At 52.6% G+C, this 22,330-nt stretch carries 21 protein-coding genes; 10 read left to right on the top strand and 11 right to left on the bottom strand.

The window, feature by feature from the left end; all coding sequences use genetic code 11:
- Positions 1-46: 46 nt before the first annotated feature.
- The 8 genes from WBJ47_RS09110 to fdxA all read right to left on the bottom strand — a co-directional run bounded on the left by WBJ47_RS09110 (position 47) and on the right by fdxA (position 6,694).
- A complete protein-coding gene (locus WBJ47_RS09110) occupies positions 47-1,258 on the bottom strand; it encodes an ABC transporter substrate-binding protein (RefSeq protein ID WP_422243428.1) in 1,212 nt (403 codons plus the stop codon).
- A gap of 92 nt (positions 1,259-1,350) precedes the next feature.
- Positions 1,351-2,061 (bottom strand): ABC transporter ATP-binding protein, encoded by a 711-nt coding sequence (locus WBJ47_RS09105; RefSeq protein ID WP_422243431.1) that lies wholly within the window; start codon positions 2,059-2,061, stop codon positions 1,351-1,353.
- On the bottom strand, positions 2,058-2,831 hold the full coding sequence (locus tag WBJ47_RS09100; RefSeq protein ID WP_424585351.1) for an ABC transporter ATP-binding protein: 774 nt from the start codon (positions 2,829-2,831) through the stop codon (positions 2,058-2,060). Before WBJ47_RS09100 ends, WBJ47_RS09105 begins: the two co-directional genes overlap by 4 nt.
- Positions 2,832-2,919: 88 nt before the next feature.
- A complete protein-coding gene (gene nth, locus WBJ47_RS09095) occupies positions 2,920-3,555 on the bottom strand; it encodes an endonuclease III (protein ID WP_422243921.1) in 636 nt (211 codons plus the stop codon).
- A complete protein-coding gene (locus WBJ47_RS09090; protein ID WP_422243920.1) occupies positions 3,552-4,193 on the bottom strand; it encodes an RnfABCDGE type electron transport complex subunit B in 642 nt (213 codons plus the stop codon). The genes nth and WBJ47_RS09090 overlap by 4 nt, the downstream gene beginning before the upstream one ends.
- Positions 4,193-5,419, bottom strand: a complete 1,227-nt coding sequence (locus WBJ47_RS09085) for a polyhydroxyalkanoate depolymerase (protein ID WP_422243919.1) — start codon at positions 5,417-5,419, stop codon at positions 4,193-4,195. The genes WBJ47_RS09090 and WBJ47_RS09085 overlap by 1 nt, the downstream gene beginning before the upstream one ends.
- Positions 5,420-5,546: 127 nt before the next feature.
- Positions 5,547-6,368 carry a ferredoxin--NADP reductase gene (locus WBJ47_RS09080; RefSeq protein WP_422243918.1) on the bottom strand — a complete coding sequence of 274 codons (822 nt, stop codon included), beginning with the start codon at positions 6,366-6,368 and terminating at the stop codon, positions 5,547-5,549.
- A gap of 2 nt (positions 6,369-6,370) precedes the next feature.
- Positions 6,371-6,694, bottom strand: a complete 324-nt coding sequence (fdxA, locus tag WBJ47_RS09075) for a ferredoxin FdxA (RefSeq protein WP_422243917.1) — start codon at positions 6,692-6,694, stop codon at positions 6,371-6,373.
- Positions 6,695-6,816: 122 nt separating this feature from the next.
- Between fdxA and pncB the strand changes: the two genes are divergently transcribed.
- From pncB to accD, 6 genes are all read left to right on the top strand, one after another.
- The gene (gene pncB / locus WBJ47_RS09070; protein ID WP_422243916.1) at positions 6,817-7,992 is read left to right on the top strand and encodes a nicotinate phosphoribosyltransferase; all 1,176 of its coding nucleotides are present in this window, start codon (positions 6,817-6,819) and stop codon (positions 7,990-7,992) included.
- 51 nt (positions 7,993-8,043) lie between these two features.
- Positions 8,044-8,394 (top strand): RidA family protein, encoded by a 351-nt coding sequence (locus WBJ47_RS09065; protein ID WP_422243915.1) that lies wholly within the window; start codon positions 8,044-8,046, stop codon positions 8,392-8,394.
- Between the two features lie 76 nt (positions 8,395-8,470).
- On the top strand, positions 8,471-10,711 hold the full coding sequence (locus tag WBJ47_RS09060; protein ID WP_422243923.1) for a RelA/SpoT family protein: 2,241 nt from the start codon (positions 8,471-8,473) through the stop codon (positions 10,709-10,711).
- A 144-nt stretch (positions 10,712-10,855) separates the two neighbouring features.
- Positions 10,856-12,055, top strand: coding sequence for a tryptophan synthase subunit beta (trpB, locus tag WBJ47_RS09055; RefSeq protein ID WP_422243914.1), 1,200 nt, complete (start codon positions 10,856-10,858; stop codon positions 12,053-12,055).
- 24 nt (positions 12,056-12,079) lie between these two features.
- Positions 12,080-12,937 (top strand): tryptophan synthase subunit alpha, encoded by an 858-nt coding sequence (gene trpA / locus WBJ47_RS09050; protein ID WP_422243913.1) that lies wholly within the window; start codon positions 12,080-12,082, stop codon positions 12,935-12,937.
- Positions 12,934-13,818, top strand: a complete 885-nt coding sequence (accD, locus tag WBJ47_RS09045; protein ID WP_422243912.1) for an acetyl-CoA carboxylase, carboxyltransferase subunit beta — start codon at positions 12,934-12,936, stop codon at positions 13,816-13,818. The genes trpA and accD overlap by 4 nt, the downstream gene beginning before the upstream one ends.
- Positions 13,819-13,920: 102 nt before the next feature.
- Here the strand turns inward: accD and WBJ47_RS09040 are convergent, their stop codons facing one another.
- Positions 13,921-16,791: an Rne/Rng family ribonuclease gene (locus tag WBJ47_RS09040; RefSeq protein ID WP_424585350.1), complete on the bottom strand. Its 2,871-nt coding sequence runs from the start codon at positions 16,789-16,791 to the stop codon at positions 13,921-13,923.
- Between the two features lie 721 nt (positions 16,792-17,512).
- On the opposite strand from WBJ47_RS09040, the gene WBJ47_RS09035 reads away from it, so the two are divergent.
- The 4 genes from WBJ47_RS09035 to WBJ47_RS09020 all read left to right on the top strand — a co-directional run bounded on the left by WBJ47_RS09035 (position 17,513) and on the right by WBJ47_RS09020 (position 20,752).
- On the top strand, positions 17,513-18,418 hold the full coding sequence (locus tag WBJ47_RS09035) for an RluA family pseudouridine synthase (RefSeq protein ID WP_422245721.1): 906 nt from the start codon (positions 17,513-17,515) through the stop codon (positions 18,416-18,418).
- A complete protein-coding gene (locus WBJ47_RS09030; RefSeq protein WP_422245716.1) occupies positions 18,415-19,071 on the top strand; it encodes an HAD-IIIA family hydrolase in 657 nt (218 codons plus the stop codon). The genes WBJ47_RS09035 and WBJ47_RS09030 overlap by 4 nt, the downstream gene beginning before the upstream one ends.
- A 102-nt stretch (positions 19,072-19,173) precedes the next feature.
- On the top strand, positions 19,174-20,133 hold the full coding sequence (msrP, locus tag WBJ47_RS09025; RefSeq protein WP_422245715.1) for a protein-methionine-sulfoxide reductase catalytic subunit MsrP: 960 nt from the start codon (positions 19,174-19,176) through the stop codon (positions 20,131-20,133).
- Positions 20,134-20,143: 10 nt separating this feature from the next.
- Complete coding sequence (locus tag WBJ47_RS09020) at positions 20,144-20,752, top strand: sulfite oxidase heme-binding subunit YedZ (RefSeq protein WP_422245713.1); 609 nt, start codon at positions 20,144-20,146, stop codon at positions 20,750-20,752.
- On the opposite strand, the gene WBJ47_RS09015 is transcribed toward WBJ47_RS09020, so the two are convergent.
- Complete coding sequence (locus WBJ47_RS09015) at positions 20,735-21,574, bottom strand: N-acetylmuramoyl-L-alanine amidase (protein ID WP_422245712.1); 840 nt, start codon at positions 21,572-21,574, stop codon at positions 20,735-20,737. The genes WBJ47_RS09020 and WBJ47_RS09015 overlap by 18 nt on opposite strands.
- The gene (locus WBJ47_RS09010) at positions 21,571-22,317 is read right to left on the bottom strand and encodes an SAM-dependent methyltransferase (protein WP_422245711.1); all 747 of its coding nucleotides are present in this window, start codon (positions 22,315-22,317) and stop codon (positions 21,571-21,573) included. Before WBJ47_RS09010 ends, WBJ47_RS09015 begins: the two co-directional genes overlap by 4 nt.
- Between the last annotated feature and the right edge of the window lie 13 nt (positions 22,318-22,330).

Here is a 22,330-nt window from a genome sequence, read left to right as displayed (position 1 = left end):
AGCTGAAATGCCCCCGTGCACAACGTGCAACAGGGGCAAAGTCTGATTATTTCTTGACGAGTTTGCACGTGGATTCGGATAACTTGGTGAACACCTCTTCACCTGGCAATACTGCGATTTGCTTGTAGTAGTCCCAGGGTCCTTTGGACTCGCTCGGCTTTTTGACTTCCATCAAGAACATGTCGTGCACCATACGACCATCTTCGCGGACGTAGCCGTTTTTGGCGAACATATCATTGACTTTGTTGGACTTCATCCACTTCATGACAGTATCACCATCATCGCTACCGGTTGCTTTGACAGCATTCAGATAAAACGACACGGCGGAGTAGTCCCCGGCTTGAATCATCGATGGCTTACGCTTGACACGTGCTTCAAATTTCTTGGACCAGGCACGGGTTTCTTCGTTTTGATCCCAATACCAACCGTCAGTGAATTGCATGCCTTGAGTGGCCTGTAAACCAAGTGAGTGGATGTCGTTAATAAAAATCAACAAACCAGCCAGCTTCATTGTTTTGCCAATACCAAACTCGTTTGCGGCTTTGATCGAGTTGATCGTGTCACCCCCCGCATTTGCGAGACCCAAAATTTGTGCTTTGGAGCTTTGTGCTTGCAGTAGGAATGAAGAGAAGTCTGAGGAGTTCAGCGGTGCGCGTACTTGACCTTTTACTTCGCCGCCTGCTTCTTTGACGACCTTGGCTGTGTCTCGCTCAAGTGCATGGCCAAAGGCATAGTCAGCCGTCAAAAAGTACCAGCTTTTGCCGCCAGCTTTCACGACGGCAGAGCCTGTGCCGCGCGCGAGCGCGACCGTGTCATAGGCCCAGTGAACAGTGTAGGGCGTACATTGTGAGCCTGTCAGGTCCGACGCTGCCGCACCAATTGCCATGAAGGGCTTCTTCTTTTCAGCGGCGATGCCCGCCAAAGCCAGGTTGACGCCAGAGTTTGTGCCGCCAATCAGCATGTCGATTTTTTGTTGATCAAACCATTCGCGCGCACGAGCGGCGGCAACGTCCGCTTTGTTCTGGTGATCAGCGAAGACGAGTTCAATTTTTTTGCCGTTGATCTCTCCGCCTGCGTCGGCAATAGCCATGCGAGCAGCTTCGACGCCGCCTGCGCCATCGATATCAGAATAAACGCTAGCCATATCGGTCAGAAAACCGATTCGGATGACGTTGTCAGAGACGCTTGCTTGGGCGGTGTGGCCGACGAGTCCGAGGCCTGCCATCATCAACGAAGCGCTTAAGGTACGAAGTTTCATGTAATTCTCCTGGGGTTCGCTGCTTGAAAATATTCTTGTTTTAAAAAGTATGTCATGCATTAGTGATTGATATTGTTGAGCGTCAAACTGCTTCAAACGCCTAACAGTTCGGTTAACACGGATTGTTTTTCTTTGAGCTCTTTCGCATCAAAGTGTTCGACGATTTGTCCGTGTTCCATGACATAAAAACGATCTGCCAGCGGAGCGGCAAAGCGGAAGTTTTGTTCGACCATGACAATGGTGTAACCCTTGGCTTTGAGCATCTTGATCATCCGCGCGAGCGCTTGAACAATGACGGGCGCCAAGCCCTCAGAAATCTCGTCGAGTAAAAGTAGATTGGCGCCTGTCCGTAAAATGCGAGCCACTGCAAGCATCTGTTGCTCCCCTCCCGACAGACGCGTGCCAGGCGAGTGTCGGCGCTCCAAGAGGTTGGGGAACATTTCGTAAATCTCAGCCAATGACATCCCGCCGCCGGGTACACCTACGGGTGGGGGTAACAGCAGGTTTTCTTCGCAGGACAAACTGGCAAAAATACCGCGCTCTTCTGGACAGTATCCAATGCCAAGATGGGCGATTTTGAAGGTAGGCATATCGATGGCTTCTTGGCCGTGGATACGCACGGAGCCTTTGCGTGAGCCGGTTAAACCGAGGATTGCTCGCAGCGTTGTGGTTCGCCCCGCACCATTGCGCCCAAGCAAGGTGACTACTTCGCCTTTGTTGACGGTTAAGTTGACGCCATGCAGGATGTGAGACTCACCGTACCAAGCGTGCAGATTGTTAATTTCAAGTGCGCAATTGCTCATCCGTGTGCTCCCTCGAGTTCGCCCTCGGTGGTGCCCATATAGGCTTCCATCACGGCGGGATCTTTTGAGACGTGGGCATAGTTACCTTCGGCCAAGACTGATCCACGCGCGAGAACGGTGATGGTGTCGGCGATCGAAGACACAACGTTCATGTTGTGTTCCACCATCAAAATGGTGCGGCCTACGCTGACACGCTTGATGAGTTGCGTCACGCGATCAACATCCTCATGACCCATACCTTGAGTGGGTTCGTCCAGAAGCATGAGTTCAGGTTCCATCGCGAGCGTGGTGGCAATCTCAAGCGCTCGCTTACGCCCATAGGGAAGGTTGACAGTCATCTCATCCGCAAACGCGCTGAGATCAACTTGTTCCAGTAGCTCCCTTGCACGCTCGTTTAAGGCATTTAAACGCTTGTCGCTTTGCCAGAAATGAAAGGACAGACCCGTCTCACGTTGTAGGCCAATGCGAACATTTTCAAGGACGGATAAATGTGGAAATACGGCAGAGATTTGAAACGAACGAATGATGCCTCTGCGTGCGATGTGCGCAGGGGAGTCGCGCGTGATGTCCGTGCCGTTAAAGAGAATATGGCCGCGTGTTGGCGTTAAAAATTTGGTGAGCAAGTTAAAACAAGTCGTTTTTCCAGCGCCATTGGGACCAATTAAGGCATGAATCTGACCACGCTGGACTCGGAGAGAGACATCGTTGACCGCAATAAACCCGCGGAATTCTTTGGTGAGCTTTTGTGTCTCAAGAATAATGTCTTGCATACAGCCACCTACCCACATTATTTAACATTTGATCACTAAGTATGGCGTAGATCAGCTGTAATACTCAATGCGGGTTTGCCTTAGGGTGTTAACCCTTGGTTTTTTTGGAGTACTCGCAGAGGTCAGAAATGCCGCATTGAGGGCATTTGGGCGTTCGTGCCACGCAAATGTATCGACCGTGCAAAATCAACCAGTGGTGGACATCGAGTTTGAACTCGTCTGCCACAAATTTTTCCAGCCCTTTTTCAACTGCCACGACATCTTTGCCAGGTGCGATTTTGGTTCGATTAGAGACCCTGAAAATGTGCGTGTCGACGGCAATAGTCGGTTGACCAAACGCAGTATTGAGTACAACGTTGGCGGTTTTACGCCCCACGCCTGGCAGCGCTTCGAGGGCCTCGCGTGTCTGAGGCACTTTACCGCCATGTTGCTCAAGCAAAATACCGCACGTCGCGATCGCGTTCTTTGCTTTGTTTTTATAGAGGCCAATCGTTTTGATGTAGTCCATCAGTTTTTCCTCGCCAAGGGCATAGAGTGCCTTGGGCGTCCCGTAGCGGGGGAAAAACTTGCGCGTTGCGATATTGACGGCTTTGTCTGTTGTTTGGGCTGAAAGCAAAACAGCGATCAGCAGTTGAAAGTCACTCTTGTACTCAAGCTCAGTCGTGGGTGACGGATTCGCTGCACGCAGGCGAGTAAATATTTCTCGACGTTTCTGTGGATTCATGAGGCAGTGGTACTGCGGCGCGCACGCGCGCGCGCGAGTGCGGCTTGGACGGCTGTTTGTTTTTCTGCGACCGTGCTTGGCGACGGGGCCGGTTGCTCAGTCTGAGCCGAGGTGGCCTCGGGAATATCCGTATTTTCGCTGGTCCTCAAGCTTGCGGGTGTCTTGTTGAGGCGGAGTTGTCTGCGCTCGTATTTCACACGCGCCAAGTCCGCATCATTGCGCGTCCACTCTCGGGAGGGTTCAACATTGACCATTTCGATGCAATCTACTGGGCAGGGCGCCACGCATAAGTCGCAACCTGTACAGTCATCGGATAAGACGGTGTGCATGACTTTTGAGGCGCCAAGAATGGCATCCACTGGACAAGCCTGAATACAGAGGGTGCATCCAATGCAGTATTGCTCGTCAATCACCGCGACTTGCAGTGGAACGTGCAAGCCACAATCCGTATCTAGCGCAATGATGGGCCGATTGAGGAGTTGTGCGAGCGCAGCGATGCCTTCCTCACCACCCGGTGGGCAGCGATTAATCGGGGCTGCGTCCTCGGCGATGGCGCGTGCATAAGGCGCGCAGCCATCAAACCCGCATTTTGTGCATTGTGTTTGCGGAAGCAAACGATTGATACGTTCAGCCAGCATTAGACTCGACGAATAAATTCCGCAATTTGTGGACAAATTGTCGTGCGCCAACGGCGACCCGAAAAAATACCGTAATGACCACATTCGGGCGCGGTGTAATGTTGCTTGCGTTTAGCTGGGATGCCTGAGCAAAGGGTTTGTGCCGCACGTGTCTGGCCTTCGCCAGAGATGTCGTCAAGCTCGCCTTCAATCGTAAACAATGCAACGGATTTGATATCGGCGGGTCGCACAATTTGGCCATCAATTTCCCAAGTGCCATTCGGCAGATCGAAATCTTGGAAGACCACACGAATCGTGTCGAGGTAAAAATCAGCCGACATGTCCAGGACTGCGTTGTATTCGTTGTAAAAACGACGATGCATCTCAGCGTCTTCATCGTCACCTCGCAAGAGGTCCAGATAAAAGTCGTAGTGTGATTTGAGATGACGGTCTGGATTCATCGACAAGAAGCCAGCATGCTGTAAAAAGCCGGGATACACGCGACGACCCGCCCCAGGATATTGGGCGGGAACGGTGTGGATCAGCTTTTCCTCAAACCATTCAAAAGGCTTGGTCGTTGCCAGACGGTTCACCTGAGTCGGTGAGCAACGTGGATCAATCGGGCCACCCATCATGACCATGCTGCGTGGCAGGCAAGGGTCTTTGTTGGTTGCCATGAGAGAAATTGCCGCAAGCGCTGGGACAGTAGGCTGGCACACCGACATCACGTGCACGTCGGGACCGAGTTGGCGGACAAAATCCTGCACGTAACGCACATAGTCATTCAACGTGAAAGCGCCATCGGACAGCGGGACCATGCGTGCGTCGATCCAGTCAGTGACGTAGACTTCGTGGTCGGCGATGAGTGCGCGTACCGTGTCGCGCAACAGCGTGGCATGGTGGCCGGACATGGGGGCAACCACTAGGATTTTGGGCGTCGCTTGACGGACTTTTTCTGAAATATCACGTTTGAAATAGATCAGATTACAAAAGGGTTTTGCGTACACAACCTCTTGGTTGACGGCAACGATTTTGCCGTTGACTTCCGTGGTGGGCAAGCCCCATTCAGGCTTTTCGTATTTTTTGCCGATGCGATGAATGAGCTCATAGCTTGCGGCCATCTGCCTGGCGATCGGCGAATAGGCGAGCGGACTGGCAGGGTGGGAAAATAGTTTGGACCCGACTTCGGTGAAGTGAGCAAGAGGCGACATCATGGCCCGATGCATTTCATGCAATTGATAAAGCATGCGTCATTCCAATAAAGGTCACAAGAAAATGCATTATCCACCCTAAATTGAGCGACAAGTGAGACTGATAGGGTATGAATTGCTGTGCTGCAGCAAAATGTCGCAAAACCACCACGCAAACAAGGGTTTACCAGTAGTTTTCAACAGCCAGATTGCCCGCGACACCTCGCCTGCCGGGAGCAAAGCCGCGCTCAGACAAGAGACCACGCATCTCCGTCACCATCGCGGGGTTGCCGCACAGCATGATCCGGGATCGGACGGGCTCAAGTGCTACGCCCACGCGCTGCTCTAGTTCGCCATCAACTAACAAAGTGGTCAGCCGCGCAGCATTTAGCCATTGTGGCTGAATAGACGGGGATAAGTCGCAGGTAAGCGATTCCTGAGAAGTCACAGGTAGATAGATAAACTGGGCGCCTTGGTCGGCTGAACGTTGCGTGAGCGCGATAAGTTCGTCCTGGTAGGCGAGCTCAGTGGCATGGCGCACGCCATGAAGCAGAATGATGCGCTTGAAGCGTGTCCATGTGCCAGGGTCTCGCAGCATCGAGAGGTAGGCAGACAGGCCTGTGCCGGTTGCGACGAGCCAGAGATCTTCTCCATCGACAAAGCGCTCAAGCGTCAAAAAGCCGAAGACCGTTTTGTCGATCCAGAGCGGTTCGCCGACCTGTAGTCGCGCGAGAGCTGGGCTGAATTTACCGTCTGGTACGACCACAGAATAAAACTCAAGTTCATTGGCATCAGGCCGAGAAACCATTGAGTAAGCGCGCCATTCATTGGGAGAGGGGGGCGCATCGGCTTGTAAGGCCTCTTGATCGCCCACACAGAGCCCCAAGCGGGCAAATTGACCAGGCAAAAAGGAAAAATCCGGGTCGCGCGTCACCGTGACAGAAAATAACTTGTCTGTCAGCCAGCTGGTTTTAGACACCACGGTTTGTTGGGTGTAGCGCGACACGCTTAACGCTCGAGAAGTTTGAGCTTGTCGGACATGCCGTTCCAGTTGTCCGCGTCCTCAAGAGGCTTTTTAGAGCGGCTGATACTTTGAAAGACAGGCGAAAGTTCAGCATTGAGAGCAATGAACTTCATCTGGTCCTGGGGGACGTCTTCTTCGGCAAAAATTGCGTTGGCGGGGCATTCGGGGATGCAGACCGCGCAGTCGATGCATTCGTCAGGATCGATCACTAAAAAATTAGGGCCTTCGCGAAAACAGTCAACGGGACAAACGTCCACACAGTCTGTGAACTTGCATTTAATACAGTTTTCGGTCACGACGTGCGTCATGTGCTCCACCAAAGTACAAATTAGATAAGCATATTTTACCCAAAGCGACGTCGAGTGTTCGGGATACCCCTATGAAGTGGGTTGGCTGTGCTAATGTTCAAAAAAATTCCAAATAACAGCCCATGATTATCAAATCCCTGCTGGACACTGATCTGTACAAATTCACCATGATGCAGGTGGTGTTGCACCATTTTCCTGCCGCCCAGGTCGAGTATCGGTACAAATGCCGAACTCCTGGGGTCAATTTGCAGCCCTATTTAGATGAGATCCGGGCTGAAATCCACAGCTTGTGTCAGTTACGTTTTAGCGAAGATGAACTGTCGTATCTGGGTGGCTTACGTTTTATCAAAAGTGACTTCATCGACTTTTTAGGATTGTTTCACTTGCCTGAAAAGTGCATCACAGTCACAGAAGGAATATTGCCGGGGGAAATTGACATCCAGGTCAAAGGTTCCTGGCTACATACTATTTTGTTTGAAATCCCTGTTTTGGCGATTGTGAACGAGGTGTACTTTCGTCGAACCTGCACGAATCCTGACTGGCAAGAGGGGCGGGAGCGACTTCAGACCAAAATGAAGTTGGTCCTGGAGGCCACAGACCTGGATGATTTCAGAGTCGCTGAGTACGGAACAAGAAGGCGTTTTTCGCGCGAATGGCACGAAGAAGTTGTCGTCACGATGAAAGCCCAAATGGGTAAGCATTTTGCTGGTACCAGCAACGTCTGGTTTGCCATGCGCCATGGCGTACTGCCACTTGGCACGATGGCACACGAGTATCTGCAGGCTTGCCAAGCGCTCGGTCCGCGTCTGCGTGATTCGCAAGTTTTTGCCTTGGATGTGTGGGCCAAAGAATATCGCGGTGACCTCGGGATCGCCTTGTCAGATGTGTATGGTGTGGCTGCTTTCTTACGCGATTTTGATATGTATTTTTGCAAACTCTTTGATGGCGCGCGTCACGATTCGGGCGACCCGTTTGACTGGGGCGAGCGCATGATCGCGCACTACAAAACTAACCGCGTGGATCCACGTACCAAAACCTTGATTTTTTCAGATGCGTTAACATTTCCACGCGCGATAGAGTTAACGCGCCGTTTTGCCGGACGTTGCAAAACAGCTTTCGGTATCGGCACAAATTTGACGAATGATTTAGGCCATGAGCCATTGCAGATTGTCATGAAAATGGTGCGCTGTAATGGTCAGCCGGTCGCCAAAGTCTCTGACGCACCAGAAAAAACCATGTGCGACGACAAAGCTTATCTGGCGTATCTCAGGCAAGTCTTTGAACTTCCACCAGCCTGATTTGTCCCACTCTTGGTGCTGACAGCGCCATTTATTATTTAAGGAAAAGTAATGAGCAACATCAAACGCGTAAACGTAGGCAAACGACTCTCCGATATGGCGGTTTATAACGGCGTGGCCTATTTAGCTGGTCAAGTGGCGACCGATACAACTCAAGACGTCACAGGTCAGACTGCCCAAGTGCTGGCTGCGATCGACGCCTTGCTCGCTGAGGCGGGTACGGATAAAACACGCATCTTGATGGCTCAAGTTTTTGTGGCCAACATCGCTGAGTATGACGGTATGAACGTGGCCTACGAGGCTTGGGTTCCCGCAGGTCACACACCACCCCGCGCCACGATTGAAGCGCGTTTGGCAGGTCCTGATTACAAAGTTGAAATCGTTGTGACGGCTGCTGTATAAGTCGAAACACTTTTTTCAGTTTGAAAACTTGGTGTCGCCTGAGCAACAATCAGAATTAGCAGCCCTCATCGTCGGCATGAACGAAGACGATGAGGCTTTGTTGCGTCGAGCAATACAGTGGTCGATGCAGGCTCTGGGCGATCATTGCACGCCAACAGGCGAGCGATTGTTCGATCATGCGCTGGGTTCTGCCAAAATTTTGTCGGATATGCAGGCAGATCCTGCTACACGGACTGCGGCATTGTTAGTGGCGACTTTAGAGGTTTCACAGCCTGAGTTGAGTCAAGGCCGACAATTAGATGCCATCAAAGAGCAGTTCGGCTCTGAAATTGCGCGGTTGGTTCAAGGCACGCGCGAGTTGCTGCGTTTGAGTGGGATTGCCAGCGGTGCAAGCGATGGTGCGGATGATGCGCCGATACAAAAAGAAATGTTGCGCAAAATGTTGTTGGCCATGGCGGCTGATTTGCGTATTGTTTTGCTTAGATTGGCTTCTCGCTTGCAAACGTTACGTTGGCATGCAAGTGCAAAAATTCCTTGTCGTCCTTCCTTGGCGCGAGAAACGCTTGATTTGTACACGCCCTTGGCTAATCGTCTGGGGATTTGGCAAATCAAGTGGGAAATGGAGGATCTGGCTTTTCGTTTCACGGATCCCGTGCGTTACAAAGAAATTGCCGGCTTGCTTGAAGAGAAGCGTGCTGAACGAGAGCAGTTCATCACTGAAACAGTTGCGCAGTTGACCGCAGCATTGCAAAAAATGGGCATCGCTGCCGATGTGACCGGCCGGCCCAAGCATATCTACAGCATCCATAACAAGATGCGACAAAAAAGTCTCGATTTCAGTGCGCTCTTTGACGTTCGCGCGATGCGGATCATTGTCCAAACGGAACGCGACTGCTACAACGCGCTTGGGCTGGTGCACGAGCTTTGGGTGCCTATGGCCGATGAGTTCGATGATTATATTTCTCGCCCAAAACCTAACGGGTATCGCTCTCTGCACACCGTCGTGGCCGATGCGGATGGCCGTCCCTTTGAAGTTCAGATTCGTACACGCGGCATGCATGAGTTTGCGGAGCTAGGAATGGCTGCGCACTGGCGCTACAAAGAGAGTCCCCGCGCGGGAGCGTCAGGAAATGCAGTATCGACCGAACAAGATGATCGACAGCTTGCATGGATGCGACAGTTGCTGGCATGGAACACCGAGGCCGCTCAGCAGCCAGGCGGTGGCATGGGAACGGCGACAGCGACCACCCTGGCGTCGGGCACTGTTTCAGAGAGGCGTTCCGCTGGACGGATGGCAAAACCGACTGAGGAGCGTATTTACGTCTTGTCACCCCAGGCGCGTGTGGTGGAGCTTCCAGCGGGTGCAACGCCTGTTGATTTTGCTTATCATTTGCATACGGATTTGGGTCATCGTTGTCGTGGCGCACGCATCGATGGTCAGTTAGTGCCTCTTCAGACCCAATTGCATACGGGGCAGACGGTCGAAATTGTGACCACGAAATCAGGGGGGCCTTCGCGTGACTGGCTCAATCCTCAGCTTGGTTTTTTAGCGAGTCCGCGGGCCCGAGCTAAGGTGCGCGCCTGGTTTAACGCGATTGAATTACAACAGCGGATCACGCAAGGCCAGGCTCTCGTTGAAAAGGAACTACAACGCCTCGGCAAGACTGCGATCAACCTCGAGCAGTTGGCTCAGCAGCTTGGCTTTGCTCAAGCTGATGATTTGTATGTTGCAGCGGCCAAAGAGGAGTTTAGTTTGCGTCAGATTGACGCAGTGTTTCAGCCCGTGGCAACAGAGGTTGAGCCTAGCATTGAGTCAATGATCGTCCACGCTTCGCGCGCCGAGCGCGGCGGCCTGGGTGGAAAAAGCGGCGTATTGGTGGTGGGTGTTGATTCTCTTTTGACGCAGTTGGCGAGATGCTGTCGACCTGCGCCACCCGATGAAATATCAGGATTTGTCACCCGAGGGCGGGGCGTCTCGATTCATCGCGCCGATTGCACGAGTTTTGTTGCATTAAAGGTCCGACAGCCCGAGCGCGTCATTGACGTCGCCTGGGGTCAGGCCGAAGCACAAGCGCTTTTTCCAGTGGATCTCTATGTCCAGGCTCAGGACCGCGCTGGGTTGTTGCGGGACTTGTCCGAGGTCTTTGCCAGACTGCGTCTCAATGTTGTGGGCGTCAATACGCACAGTAAAGCTTCGATGGCCTACATGTCATTTACTGTAGAAATTCGTGATGGCGGCGAGTTGCAGCGTGCTTTGGTTGCATTACGAGAAGTTGGTGGTGTTTTAACTGCAGAGAGACGATCGCCGGGTGCTTGAGTGCTTGAGGAATGATGGAAGCCTCAATTGAGGGATTGTCAGCAGTTTTTCCTGTGACACACTGGTAAAATCAGATCTTTAGAATGCTTCACACACTTGGCATATTGTTGCCGGTGTAGCTCGGTCTGATCTGGAGATCCGGTCTTGAAACCCTATGACTTTCCCGATGCCAAAGGGCATTTTGGTCCTTACGGCGGTGTATTTGCAGCAGAAACCCTCATGCAGGCGATTGAGGAGTTGCGTTTGTCTTATGACAAATATCGCAACGACCCCGAATTCCTGGCTGAGTTTGAGTACGAGCTCAAGCATTTTGTTGGGCGCCCGACTCCTGTCTATCATGCGCGTCGTTGGTCTGAAGAGCTCGGTGGAGCACAGATCTGGTTCAAGCGCGAAGACTTGAATCATACGGGTGCTCACAAGATTAATAACAGTCTCGGCCAGGCCTTGCTTGCCCGCCGCATGGGCAAGCGCCGTATCATCGCCGAGACTGGCGCGGGTCAGCATGGTGTGGCGACAGCAACTGTCTGCGCGCGCTACGGCATGGAATGTGTGGTTTACATGGGTAGCGAAGACGTTAAGCGTCAATCACCCAATGTGTTTCGCATGAAGCTTTTGGGTGCGACCGTTGTGCCAGTCGAATCTGGCTCCAAGACGCTCAAGGACGCTCTCAATGAGGCCATGCGTGACTGGGTGACCAATGTGGACGATACGTTTTACATCATTGGAACCGTGGCGGGACCACATCCCTATCCGATGATGGTTCGCAACTTTCACTCAGTCATTGGCCAAGAGTCCATTGAGCAAATGCCGTTGTATGCCGGTCGTCAGCCTGATTATGTATTGGCTTGCGTGGGCGGCGGTTCAAATGCGATGGGTATTTTTCATCCCTATATTCCATTTGAAAATACCAAACTGGTGGGCGTCGAAGCTGCAGGTGAGGGCGTCGAAACTGGCAAGCACTCCGCTTCACTGACCGCTGGGCGAGTGGGTGTGCTGCATGGCAATCGCACGTATGTATTGCAGGATGAAAATGGTCAGGTCGCTGAGACACACTCAGTATCGGCTGGACTGGATTATCCCGGTGTTGGCCCCGAGCATGCCTGGCTCAAGGACAGCGGTCGTGCGTCTTATGTCAGCGTGACAGATGACGAAGCTCTGGCGAGCTTCCATCATTGCTGTCAGATCGAAGGCATTATTCCTGCGCTAGAGACGTCACACGCCTTAGCATATGCCGCCAAGCTTGCCCCCACTTTGTCAAAGGATCAAGTCATCTTGGTCAATCTTTCAGGACGTGGCGACAAGGATATCAATACGGTCGCTCAGCGTGCGGGCATCGTGCTCTAAAGTTTTAAAGGTTTTAAGATAAATATGGCTCAACATACAGATCGCATCGCCGCAGCATTTGAACGTGCTGCCAAACAGCAACGGGCGGCGCTGATACCTTACATCGCAGCGGGCAATCCCTTGCCTGAGTCTACGGTGCCCTTGATGCATGCCTTGGTCAAGGCCGGTGCTGATGTGATCGAACTCGGTATTCCTTTTTCTGATCCAATGGCTGATGGCCCAGTGATTCAACGCGCCGCAGAACATGCGATTGCGCAAGGCATTGGACTCAAGCACGTACTGGGGATGGTTGCCGAGTTTCGCAAACAGGATCAGGTCACACCGATTGTGTTAATGGGTTATGCCAATCCAATCGAAAACATTGGGCAACAAGCGTTTGCCGAACAAGCTGAACAAGCGGGTGTGGATGGACTGTTAACGGTTGATTACCCGCCCGAAGAAATCGATGACTTTGTTGGCTTGCTCAACAAGCACCACATTGCACCGATTTTCTTGTTGGCACCGACATCGACTGATGCGCGTATTCAGGCGGTTGGCAAGATCGCCCGAGGCTATGTTTATTATGTTTCTCTCAATGGCGTGACCGGCGCTGGTCATCTTGATACAGCTGATGTCGCGATGCGTCTAAAGGGTATTCGAAAGCATGTTGCCTTGCCGGTTGGTGTGGGTTTTGGTATCAGTGATGCACAAAGCGCCCAGAGCATTAGTTTGGTCGCTGACGCAGTGGTAATCGGTAGTAAGTTGATCGATACGATGACAAAAGCGTGTGCAGGTTTACCCAAGGATCAACAGTCACAGGCTGCGATCGAAGCTGGTGCAGGCTGGCTCGCGGGCATTCGTCAGGCGATTGATGTTGCGCGTCAAACGGAGCAAGCGAAATGAGTTGGCTCGGTAAGCTACTTCCCCCCCGCATCAACAAGGCACCTGCTCAAGACGCCGCAACAAAGCGTGTGCCAGAAGGTATTTGGGTTAAGTGCCCATCCTGCGAGTCTGTGCTCTACAACGAGGACTTGGCTGCCAACCTGCATGTTTGTCCCAAATGTGATCACCATATGCGAATTGGCTCGCGTGCGCGCATCGAGTCACTTCTCGATATTGAAGGTCGTGTGGAAATTGGTTCCAACACGCGTTCAATGGACCCCTTAAAGTTTAAAGATTCCCGTAAGTACCCAGAACGAGTGCAAGAGGCAGTTCGCCAGACTGGCGAAACCGATGCTCTCGTGGTGGTCAGCGGTGCAATCCGAAGCGTGCCGTGCGTGTTGGCCTGCTTTGAGTTTGAGTTTATGGGAGGCTCAATGGGATCCGTTGTGGGCGAGCGCTTTGTTCAAGGCGTTCAGGCTGCGATCAAAAATAAAGTCCCGTTTATCTGCGTAGCTGCTTCCGGTGGCGCGCGTATGCAGGAGAGTTTGTTTTCATTGATGCAGATGGCTAAAACCAATGCAATGCTGACGCGTTTGTCTGAGGCCAAGTTGCCATTTATCAGCGTACTGACTGATCCGACAATGGGTGGAGTGTCAGCGAGCTTTGCTTTTATGGGTGATGTCGTCATTGGCGAACCCAAAGCGCTGATCGGCTTTGCTGGGCCTCGCGTGATTGAGCAAACTGTTCGCGAAAAGTTGCCAGAGGGTTTTCAACGCTCAGAGTTTTTGCAACAGAAAGGAGCGATCGATATGGTGTTAGATCGACGACAGTTGCGTGAAGAACTTGCCCGCTTGATGGCGATTATGACCCATCAGGCCATGGATAGCGTCACTGCCCCTTAAGCAAATTGTGAGGAATTAAAAAAGGTGCATCAATAAATTGATGCACCTTTTTTTACGACTGGATACCTGTCGATCGCTGTCGCGCTTGCGCGCGACAGACTATTAGCGACTTGTTTCTACTTGAACCAAGGGCTCACTGGAAACCGCAACGCGTGGCTTGGGCTCACGACCAAGCTTGATTGGGGTCACGCGTTGGTTGGCCATCGCTTGCGCAACACGCACTGGATCACTTTCTACCCACTGCAGACCGGCTGTTTGAACAATGGCATGCAGTGTTGCAGTATCCGCAGGTGCTGCAGGAGCTGCAATCGGAGCAGAAGGCGTTGCAGCAACTTGTACAGAAGCTGGCGCCGGTGTTGGTGTTGGTTGTACGGCAGCCGGAGCGACTTGAACAGGGGCTGAAACGACAGGCGCTGATACGACAGGCGCTGTTTCAGTTTGGACAAAAGCTGCAGGAGCAGGCGCTGTCACAACTGGAGCTGCAACAACTGGAGCCGCAACAACCGGCGCTGCAACAACTGGCGCTGCAACAACTGGCGCTGAAACAACTGGCGTTGAAACAACTGGCGTTGAAACGGGCGTGTCAATCGCAGCGGGTGTTGAGACAGGAGTTGAGCCATGTTCAACATAGTTAACCGGAGCGCCAGAGAGTGCATTGCTTGACACATGATCAAAGCCCGCGCCTTCTGAGGCTTGGTCCTCGCGGCCATCCTGGTTGCTGCCTTCATCAGAGCCACGTCGTCCGCGACGGCTACGACGGCGACGGCGCTTACGCTCAGGATCATTTTGGTCAATGTCGTCTTCGCCAAGGCCTTGAGCTTCTAGGCCATTTTGCAAATTAGCCTGATCATCGGACAAACTGCTGGACGTTGGTGATGGGCGTGCAGCCTGTGGGCGACGTTCGTTTGGCGCTGCATTGTCGTTGGGCGTCAGATTCGTTGTAGCGACGCCATCAGCTTGGTCTGCACGAACCTCAGAGCCGTCTTCACGACGGTTACGACCGCGACCGCGACGATTGCGATTACCGCGTGCGTTGTCCTCGCCTAGTTCGCCGGACTCAGTACGTGTCTGAGGTGCGCGATCTGAACGCTCGTCCGCCTTGGGCGCGCGACGATTGTCTGGCGTCGTGGCAGACTCGTTTGTTGCTGAGCGGCCTTCGCCACGGTTGTCTGGACGACGTCCACGACCACCACGATTGCCGCCGCGTCGGTCACCCTGTGCAGAGCGTCCACGCTCACGTGTGTCAGTTGGCTTGGTCGCTTCCTCTTTTTTCTCGGAGGAACCCGTTAGCCAGCTAAAGAATCGTGAGAACAATCCTGGTGTCGCATTTGCGTCTGCTTTTTTGGCAGGTGTGGATGAGACAGGGGCGGGTTGTGCGGGCGTGATTCCTTTGACTAAGGCCTCAGGCTTGGCTTTGATTTCCTGCTCTTTAGGCGCCCAGCTCATGTCTGTCGAGGGGGCATCTACTAAGTCAAAGCTTGTCTTGATGTCTTCTAAGCGAGGATCATCGTGACGCAAGCGTTCAATGTGGTGATGCGGTGTTTCGAGATGACGGTTAGGAATCAGGATCAAATTGACCTTGAGACGTGTCTCGATCTTGGTGATATCTGAGCGCTTTTCATTGAGCAAGAAAGTGGCCACATCAACAGGGACCTGTGCATGCACGGCCGCCGTGTTTTCCTTCATGGCTTCTTCTTGGAGCAGACGCAAGACTTGCAGCGCGCTCGATTCGGCATCACGAATGACGCCAGTGCCATTACAACGTGGGCATGTGATGTGTGAGCCTTCGTTCAGCGCGGGACGCAGACGCTGACGTGACAACTCCATCAAACCAAAACGGGAAATTTTGCCCATTTGGACGCGCGCACGGTCAAAGTGCAGCGCATCGCGCAGTCGATTTTCAACAGCGCGTTGATTTTTCGTGTCTTCCATATCGATGAAGTCGATCACGATCAAACCACCCAAGTCACGCAGGCGTAATTGACGTGCAACTTCGTCAGCCGCTTCTTGGTTGGTACGCAAGGCTGTTTCTTCGATATCAGCACCACGAGTGGCACGAGCGGAGTTGACGTCAACAGCAACCAATGCCTCGGTGTGATCAATCACGACGGAGCCGCCCGAAGGCAGGTCTACCGTGCGCGAATAGGCTGTTTCGATCTGGTGTTCGATTTGAAAGCGCGAGAACAAGGGCACATCGTCGCGATAACGTTTGACGCGTTCGACGTTGTCGGGCATCACCACGCTCATGAAGGCTGTGGCCTGATCTGCGATATCGTCTGTGTCGATCAAAATCTCACCGATATCTGGCGAGAAATAGTCACGGATGGCACGAATGACAAGGCTGGATTCGAGGTAAATCAGAATCGGGGCAGGATTATCCTTGGCAGCGCCATCAATCGCAGTCCAAAGCTGCATCAGATAGGACATATCCCATTGCAGTTCTTCGGCGTTGCGACCAATACCTGCCGTACGAGCAATGATGCTCATGCCGGTTGGGATGGTCAGCTGGTCCATCGCTTCGCGAAGCTCTTGACGCTCCTCGCCCTCGACGCGGCGTGAAACACCGCCGCCACGTGGGTTGTTTGGCATCAAAACTAAGTAGCGGCCTGCGAGGGAGATAAAGGTGGTAAGTGCTGCTCCCTTGTTGCCACGCTCTTCTTTTTCAACTTGAACGATCAGTTCCTGACCTTCGCGCAGGGCGTCTTGAATACGCGCTGTCCGAACGTCTACGCCTTCTTTGAAATAGCTGCGTGCGATTTCTTTGAAGGGTAAAAAGCCGTGACGGTCTTCGCCGTAATTGACAAAGCAGGCTTCGAGGCCTGGTTCGATACGGGTAATGACGCCTTTGTAGATGTTGCCTTTACGCTGTTCGCGTCCGGCGATTTCGATGTCGAGGTCAATGAGCTTTTGCCCGTCGACGATTGCAACGCGCAGTTCTTCTTGGTGCGTCGCGTTAAACAGCATGCGCTTCATGAGAAAGTTTCTCCATTTAAATGGCGCGCCGGAAATCGACGCGCAGCCACGCGTTGTTGGCTGCGAAACACTGAAGCAGGCAAAGAGGACGCGCGCCCTGTCGGGACGCACGAAGAAAAGGTCTTTAGACCGGCACTGTGCGCCCTAAGGCGCGGGGTTCATTCAGCAGGAGGGTCAGGATCACAAGAGTGTTTGACAAAAGTGGTTGACTAAAAAAATTGCTGTGAACATCAGGCGGATATGTGTCAAACGCCTGGTGCAGGGATACGACGGTTTCTTGCTTTTAATCTTGCTCTTAATTCAGTATCGCGCGCGGCACGAAGGGGTTGCACATCCCCAGCGCGGGCGAAACGTGAAAACGTCGCAACAACGCGCCTGAAGTGCATCCCGGTCTAGCCGACGACCAGCAACCCAGAGGGCAAGAAAGCAAGCGGTACAATACAAATATAGTGCAGTGCGCGATCCAGTCGGAGACGTGACATAAAGTTGCATCTCTACGAAGGAAGGGTTTTCAACCCGGCTTTCTTAACCCTTTTAAGGCTTGCCCGATTATAAGCCCCTTTTGCTGATGCGCAAAGATTCCATAGCCCCTTCGAAAAATGCCAATAATCGCAGATTGAAATCCGTTCGAAAAACGGTTTCCTCCTTGACCTCAACCAACGAGACTAAAAATAACTTGTCCTTAGACCCTAAAGTGCCTATTGTCGTGCCCGTTGTCCGGATGATTGAGGTGACCGAGGAGCATGACGGTCAGCGTTTAGACAACTTTCTGATGCGTCTGTGCAAAGGCGTGCCCAAAAGTCACATTTATAAAGCAGTCCGGGGCGGGGAGGTTCGCGTCAACAAGGGCAGGGTCGCACCTGATGATCGAGTCAAGCTCGGAGATGTCGTGCGTGTGCCACCGATGCGTTTGCCCGCGCCGGATGAAAAACGGGCGGTGCCAGGCAGCGAATTTCCAATCGTTTTCGAGGATGACGGCTTGCTGGTCATTGATAAGCCGGCGGGTACCGCCGTTCACGGCGGGAGCGGTGTGTCGTTTGGTGTGATCGAAGCTCTCCGGGCAGCTCGACCTGAGGCAAAGTTTTTAGAATTGGCGCATCGCCTTGATCGCGATACGTCTGGATTGCTAATGATAGCCAAAAAAAGAAATGTTTTGCTGGCTTTGCACGAAATGTTTAGAACCGGCGGTGGTAGAAAACATTATTTAGCACTGGTGGAGGGCGACTGGGTCAATGCCAGGCAGCATATCCGCCTGCCTTTAGTGAAATGGACGACCCAGACAGGTGAACGCCGCGTAAAAGTCGAGGCCGAAGGTCAAGTCTCCCACACGATTGTTAGTGCAGAGCGTCGTTTCAATGGCTATAGTTTGGTCGATGCCGAACTACGGACTGGCAGAACGCATCAGATACGGGTGCATTTGGCCTCAAGTGGATTTCCAATTGTGGGCGACGATAAATACGGACGCGACGAAACGCGCGCCCAATTTAGCAAGTTAGGGTTCTCAAGAATGTTTTTGCATGCCTGCCGGCTGGAAATGCCTCATCCTTTGACTCAAGAGCCGATGGTGCTTGAGGCACCGTTGCCACCAAGTTGTGAAAAAATCCTCCAAAAGCTGGAGGCACTATGACCCCTTATTCAGTCATTGTGTTCGACTGGGATGGCACATTGATGGACTCGACGCACAGTATCGTTGCGGCGATTCAGGGAGCCTGTCGTGATTTGGAGTTGAGGGTACCGACCGCCGCCGAGGCTGCGTGGGTCATTGGTTTGTCCCTGGAGCCCGCTTTGCGGCGCGCGGTGCCAGACTTAACTCCTTCGATGGAGCCGCTCTTTTTAGAACGTTACCGACATCACTATCTGTCTAAAGATACCCAGCTCAAGTTGTTTGATGGTGTTACTGAAATGCTGAGCGACCTGCAAGCTGCGGGCGCTACGTTGGCTGTTGCAACAGGTAAAAGTCGCGTTGGCTTAAATCGTGCTCTGACAGCGACCTCGCTGCACAGTGCGTTTGCCGCAACACGCACGGCGGATGAAACCTTTGGCAAACCACACCCTGGCATGTTGTTGGAACTCATCGACGAACTGATGGTCGAACCTCATCAAATGGTGATGGTGGGCGATACCTCGCATGATCTGACGATGGCTGCGAACGCAGGCGTACATGGAATTGGGGTGGCGTATGGCGCACACCCTGAAAGTGAATTGCGTGGATGCCCTCATCATACGATCGCGCCTGATGTGCCGAGTTTGCATCAGTGGTTGCGCGAGCGAATTGTCTGACTTAAACGCGAAAGCCAAAGATTGTAAAACCCACAGACTATATGTGATTGGGTGCTATGAAATGTGTTTCAATCGGCTCAATCCCTACTGACGGAGTTTCAGATGCCTGTTTACCGCTATCCACGTATTCGTGCCAGTGAAATCACACCTGAAGAAATCTGGCAAAGTCGCCGTCAGTGGATGAAAGCGGCAGGTGCAAGTTTTGCAGCAGGTACGCTTGCCGGACTGCCTCAGCTCAGCTCTGCCGCAAGCTTAGCGGCTCTTGAAGCACAACGTTCCTCCAAATTCGTCTTGATGGAACCTGTCACGCCAGAAAAAGACGCAACCACTTATAACAACTTCTTTGAGTTTGGAATGGACAAAGGAGATCCAGTTAAGTTTGCACACAAAATGCAGACTTCTCCTTGGAAGCTACGTGTAGAGGGTGAGTGTGCTGCTCCTAAAACATTCGACCTCGATGATTTGCGCAAACTTGCTCCACTCGAAGACCGCACCTACAGGATGCGTTGTGTCGAGGGCTGGTCAATGGCCATTCCCTGGATTGGTTACTCGATGTCAGAGCTGATCAAACAAGTCCAACCCAATAGCAATGCAAAGTTTGTTGAGTTCATCACGGATGTGCAACCTAAAAATATGCCCGGAGTCAGGACGCGTTCGATTGAGTGGCCTTACCGTGATGGTTTGAGGATGGACGAAGCGATGCATCCACTGACCATGCTTGTCATGGGGATGTATGGCAAAGTCTTGCCCAATCAAAATGGCGCTCCCGTTCGCATGGTGGTGCCATGGAAATATGGTTTTAAGTCTGTTAAATCCATCGTGACGATTCGTTTGCTTGAAAAACAACCTGTGGGAAGCTGGGAAAAGTCACAGCCCTCGGAGTATGGGTTTTATTCAAACGTGAATCCCGAGGTATCGCATCCTCGTTGGAGCCAAGCGACCGAGCGACGTATTGGCGAAGATGGTGTTTTTTCACCTAAGCGTAAAACGCTTATGCTCAATGGTTATGCCAATGAGGTAGGGTCACTCTACGCAGGCATGGACTTGCGTAAAAACTACTAAGCTCAACGCTTTGCAAGCGCTCTCTGTCAAAGCGGTTGATCGCGCGAAACCACTCCTTTTTATTGCAGGGCTTTATCCTCTGCTGAGATGGGTGGTGCTTGGCTTTCAACAGGCACTCACCGCTAATCCAGTCGAGTTTTTAACGCGCTCCTCTGGCACCTGGACGCTCGTTTGCTTGTTGGTGACCTTAGGCATTTCGCCACTTCGTCAGTGGCTTAAGCAGCCAGCGCTCTTGCGTTGGCGACGGATGTGCGGACTGTTCGCCTTTTTTTATGCCGTCTTGCATGCGCTGACTTGGGCCTGGTGGGATCAAAATTTCGAGTGGATCCCCATGTTGTCAGATATTTGGAAGCGGCCGTTCATTTTGGTGGGCGCAGCCGCATTTTTAACGATGAGCTTGCTGGCTGTGACCTCGACCCATGGTTGGATGCGACGTCTTGGCAAACGCTGGCAGTATCTGCACCGCTCTATTTACCTGATCGGTGTGCTGGCAATCTTGCACTATTGGTGGCATAAACAAGGCAAGAGCGATTTTGACACTGTCTTGATTTATGCCGCCGTGTTGGCGATCCTACTGGCCTGGCGTGTCAGGCGCGCTTGGTTAAAGCGCAGAGCCTGAGGTGGGTAAAGCCATGAGTCTGGCTGCGGTTTGCGGATCAGGTCTGCTGGTGACGCGGTCTGAACGGTAGTGCATTTGAAAAGCACCAATCGCAGCGAGTGTTTGCGCATCAAAATAATTTGACTCAGGTACTTGATAGCCCACGCGTTTGAGTTGCTTTTGAAACCAGCCTGCATCGGGATAGCCAGTTCGAACAAAGTTAGCCTCGTATTTGGCTGCGGCGGCTTCATCAAACCATCGTCCGACACCTGCTTGCGCGAGTTTTTTCCACGGAAACGAAGGACCCGGATCAATTTTGCGCATGGGCGCCACATCGCTATGTCCGACGATATTTTCAGGTGTGATGTTGTTGCGCTTGGCGACATCGCGCGTGAGTTCGATGACGGCAGCAATTTGTGCGTCGGAGTAGGGAATGCCTTTGTCTCCGTTGCTGTTACGGGTCCAGCCCGGATGGACGATTTCTATGCCGATGGATCGCTGATTTAGAAAAGTCCGGCCATACCAGCTGCTCTCTCCAGCATGCCAGGCGCTCTTGTCCTCTGACACTAGCCGATAGACAACGGGCGGCTTGTCGTCTGTGACAACATAATGTGCACTGACATCGCGGTTGGTCAGTGTCATGAGTGCACTGGGTTTGGTGGAGGCGGTGTAATGCAGCACGATGACGTCGATTCGACCACTTTGTCCGCGAGATTTCATTGAGTCGTCATAGCGCACCGGACCGCCGACCTGAGATGCGCAGCCAGTCAGCAACAAGGCTAGAAAGAAAATGGCGAGGCGTTTGTAGAAGTAACTGGCTGGTAAAGCGAACGAGTGCATCATGCGGCCTGAAATAAAAAGAGGGTCGGGTGCTTGTCAAGCGCGGGGGCTGGCTGCGATTTCCACTGTGAAATAGTCAGTGTACGAATCCATTCGTCAGACGTCGTGACGGAGCGTGCCACGCACAGTCTGGTGTTGCCTTTGAGGTGTTCGATCAGGCTGTGAAACATCGCCTGATTACGATAAGGCGTTTCAATAAAAAGTTGTGATTGCTTTTGTTTTGCGGAGGTTTGCTCCCACGTCCTGAGCTGCTTGGCGCGCTCAGTGGGTTCGACAGGTGCATAGCCATGAAAAGCAAAGCGCTGACCATCTAAGCCGCTCGCCATCAGCCCTAACAAAATAGAGGAGGGGCCGACCCAAGGTTTGACAGGTGCACCCATCTGGTGTGCCAGCGCGACTGCCCGAGCACCTGGGTCCGCAACCGCTGGACAACCCGCATCGGAGACCAAGCCAATGTCTTGACCGGTCTTAAGTGGGGCTAACCAACTCTCTAACACGCCATCTTCGACGCGCGCGTTGAGTTCGTGAATGGTGATGTCCTGCAAAGGGTGAGTGAGGGGGGTTAGCTTTAAAAAAGCGCGGGCGACCTTGGCGCTCTCAGCAATGTAGGTGCTGAGGCCGCCGGCCTGGATTTGTGCCTGAGTGGGCAGCCATTGGTTGATTGGAGCCTCACCCAACCCAACGGGAATCAAGTGCAAGGTGCCGAAATTGCTCTGGCGAACTGTGTTTTTTTTAGGATCGGACATCATCTGTGCTTTG

Origin of the sequence: Zwartia sp., from assembly GCF_049655405.1 — a bacterium.
Taxonomy (GTDB): Bacteria; Pseudomonadota; Gammaproteobacteria; order Burkholderiales; family Burkholderiaceae_B; genus Zwartia.
The sequence above is the reverse complement of the archived record's forward strand: the minus strand, read 5'-3'. Positions and strand labels throughout refer to the sequence as shown.

Excerpts from the sequence above, each read along its gene's own strand:
- WBJ47_RS09110 (WP_422243428.1), bottom strand. The coding sequence starts at position 1,258 with ATGAAACTTCGTACCTTAAGCGCTTCGTTGATGATGGCAGGCCTCGGA.
- WBJ47_RS09105 (WP_422243431.1), bottom strand. The coding sequence starts at position 2,061 with ATGAGCAATTGCGCACTTGAAATTAACAATCTGCACGCTTGGTACGGT.
- WBJ47_RS09100 (WP_424585351.1), bottom strand. The coding sequence starts at position 2,831 with ATGCAAGACATTATTCTTGAGACACAAAAGCTCACCAAAGAATTCCGC.
- nth (WP_422243921.1), bottom strand. The coding sequence starts at position 3,555 with ATGAATCCACAGAAACGTCGAGAAATATTTACTCGCCTGCGTGCAGCG.
- WBJ47_RS09090 (WP_422243920.1), bottom strand. The coding sequence starts at position 4,193 with ATGCTGGCTGAACGTATCAATCGTTTGCTTCCGCAAACACAATGCACA.
- WBJ47_RS09085 (WP_422243919.1), bottom strand. The coding sequence starts at position 5,419 with ATGCTTTATCAATTGCATGAAATGCATCGGGCCATGATGTCGCCTCTT.
- fdxA (WP_422243917.1), bottom strand. The coding sequence starts at position 6,694 with ATGACGCACGTCGTGACCGAAAACTGTATTAAATGCAAGTTCACAGAC.
- pncB (WP_422243916.1), top strand. The coding sequence starts at position 6,817 with ATGATTATCAAATCCCTGCTGGACACTGATCTGTACAAATTCACCATG.
- WBJ47_RS09065 (WP_422243915.1), top strand. The coding sequence starts at position 8,044 with ATGAGCAACATCAAACGCGTAAACGTAGGCAAACGACTCTCCGATATG.
- WBJ47_RS09060 (WP_422243923.1), top strand. The coding sequence starts at position 8,471 with ATGAACGAAGACGATGAGGCTTTGTTGCGTCGAGCAATACAGTGGTCG.
- trpA (WP_422243913.1), top strand. The coding sequence starts at position 12,080 with ATGGCTCAACATACAGATCGCATCGCCGCAGCATTTGAACGTGCTGCC.
- accD (WP_422243912.1), top strand. The coding sequence starts at position 12,934 with ATGAGTTGGCTCGGTAAGCTACTTCCCCCCCGCATCAACAAGGCACCT.
- WBJ47_RS09040 (WP_424585350.1), bottom strand. The coding sequence starts at position 16,791 with ATGAAGCGCATGCTGTTTAACGCGACGCACCAAGAAGAACTGCGCGTT.
- WBJ47_RS09035 (WP_422245721.1), top strand. The coding sequence starts at position 17,513 with ATGATTGAGGTGACCGAGGAGCATGACGGTCAGCGTTTAGACAACTTT.
- WBJ47_RS09030 (WP_422245716.1), top strand. The coding sequence starts at position 18,415 with ATGACCCCTTATTCAGTCATTGTGTTCGACTGGGATGGCACATTGATG.
- msrP (WP_422245715.1), top strand. The coding sequence starts at position 19,174 with ATGCCTGTTTACCGCTATCCACGTATTCGTGCCAGTGAAATCACACCT.
- WBJ47_RS09015 (WP_422245712.1), bottom strand. The coding sequence starts at position 21,574 with ATGATGCACTCGTTCGCTTTACCAGCCAGTTACTTCTACAAACGCCTC.
- WBJ47_RS09010 (WP_422245711.1), bottom strand. The coding sequence starts at position 22,317 with ATGTCCGATCCTAAAAAAAACACAGTTCGCCAGAGCAATTTCGGCACC.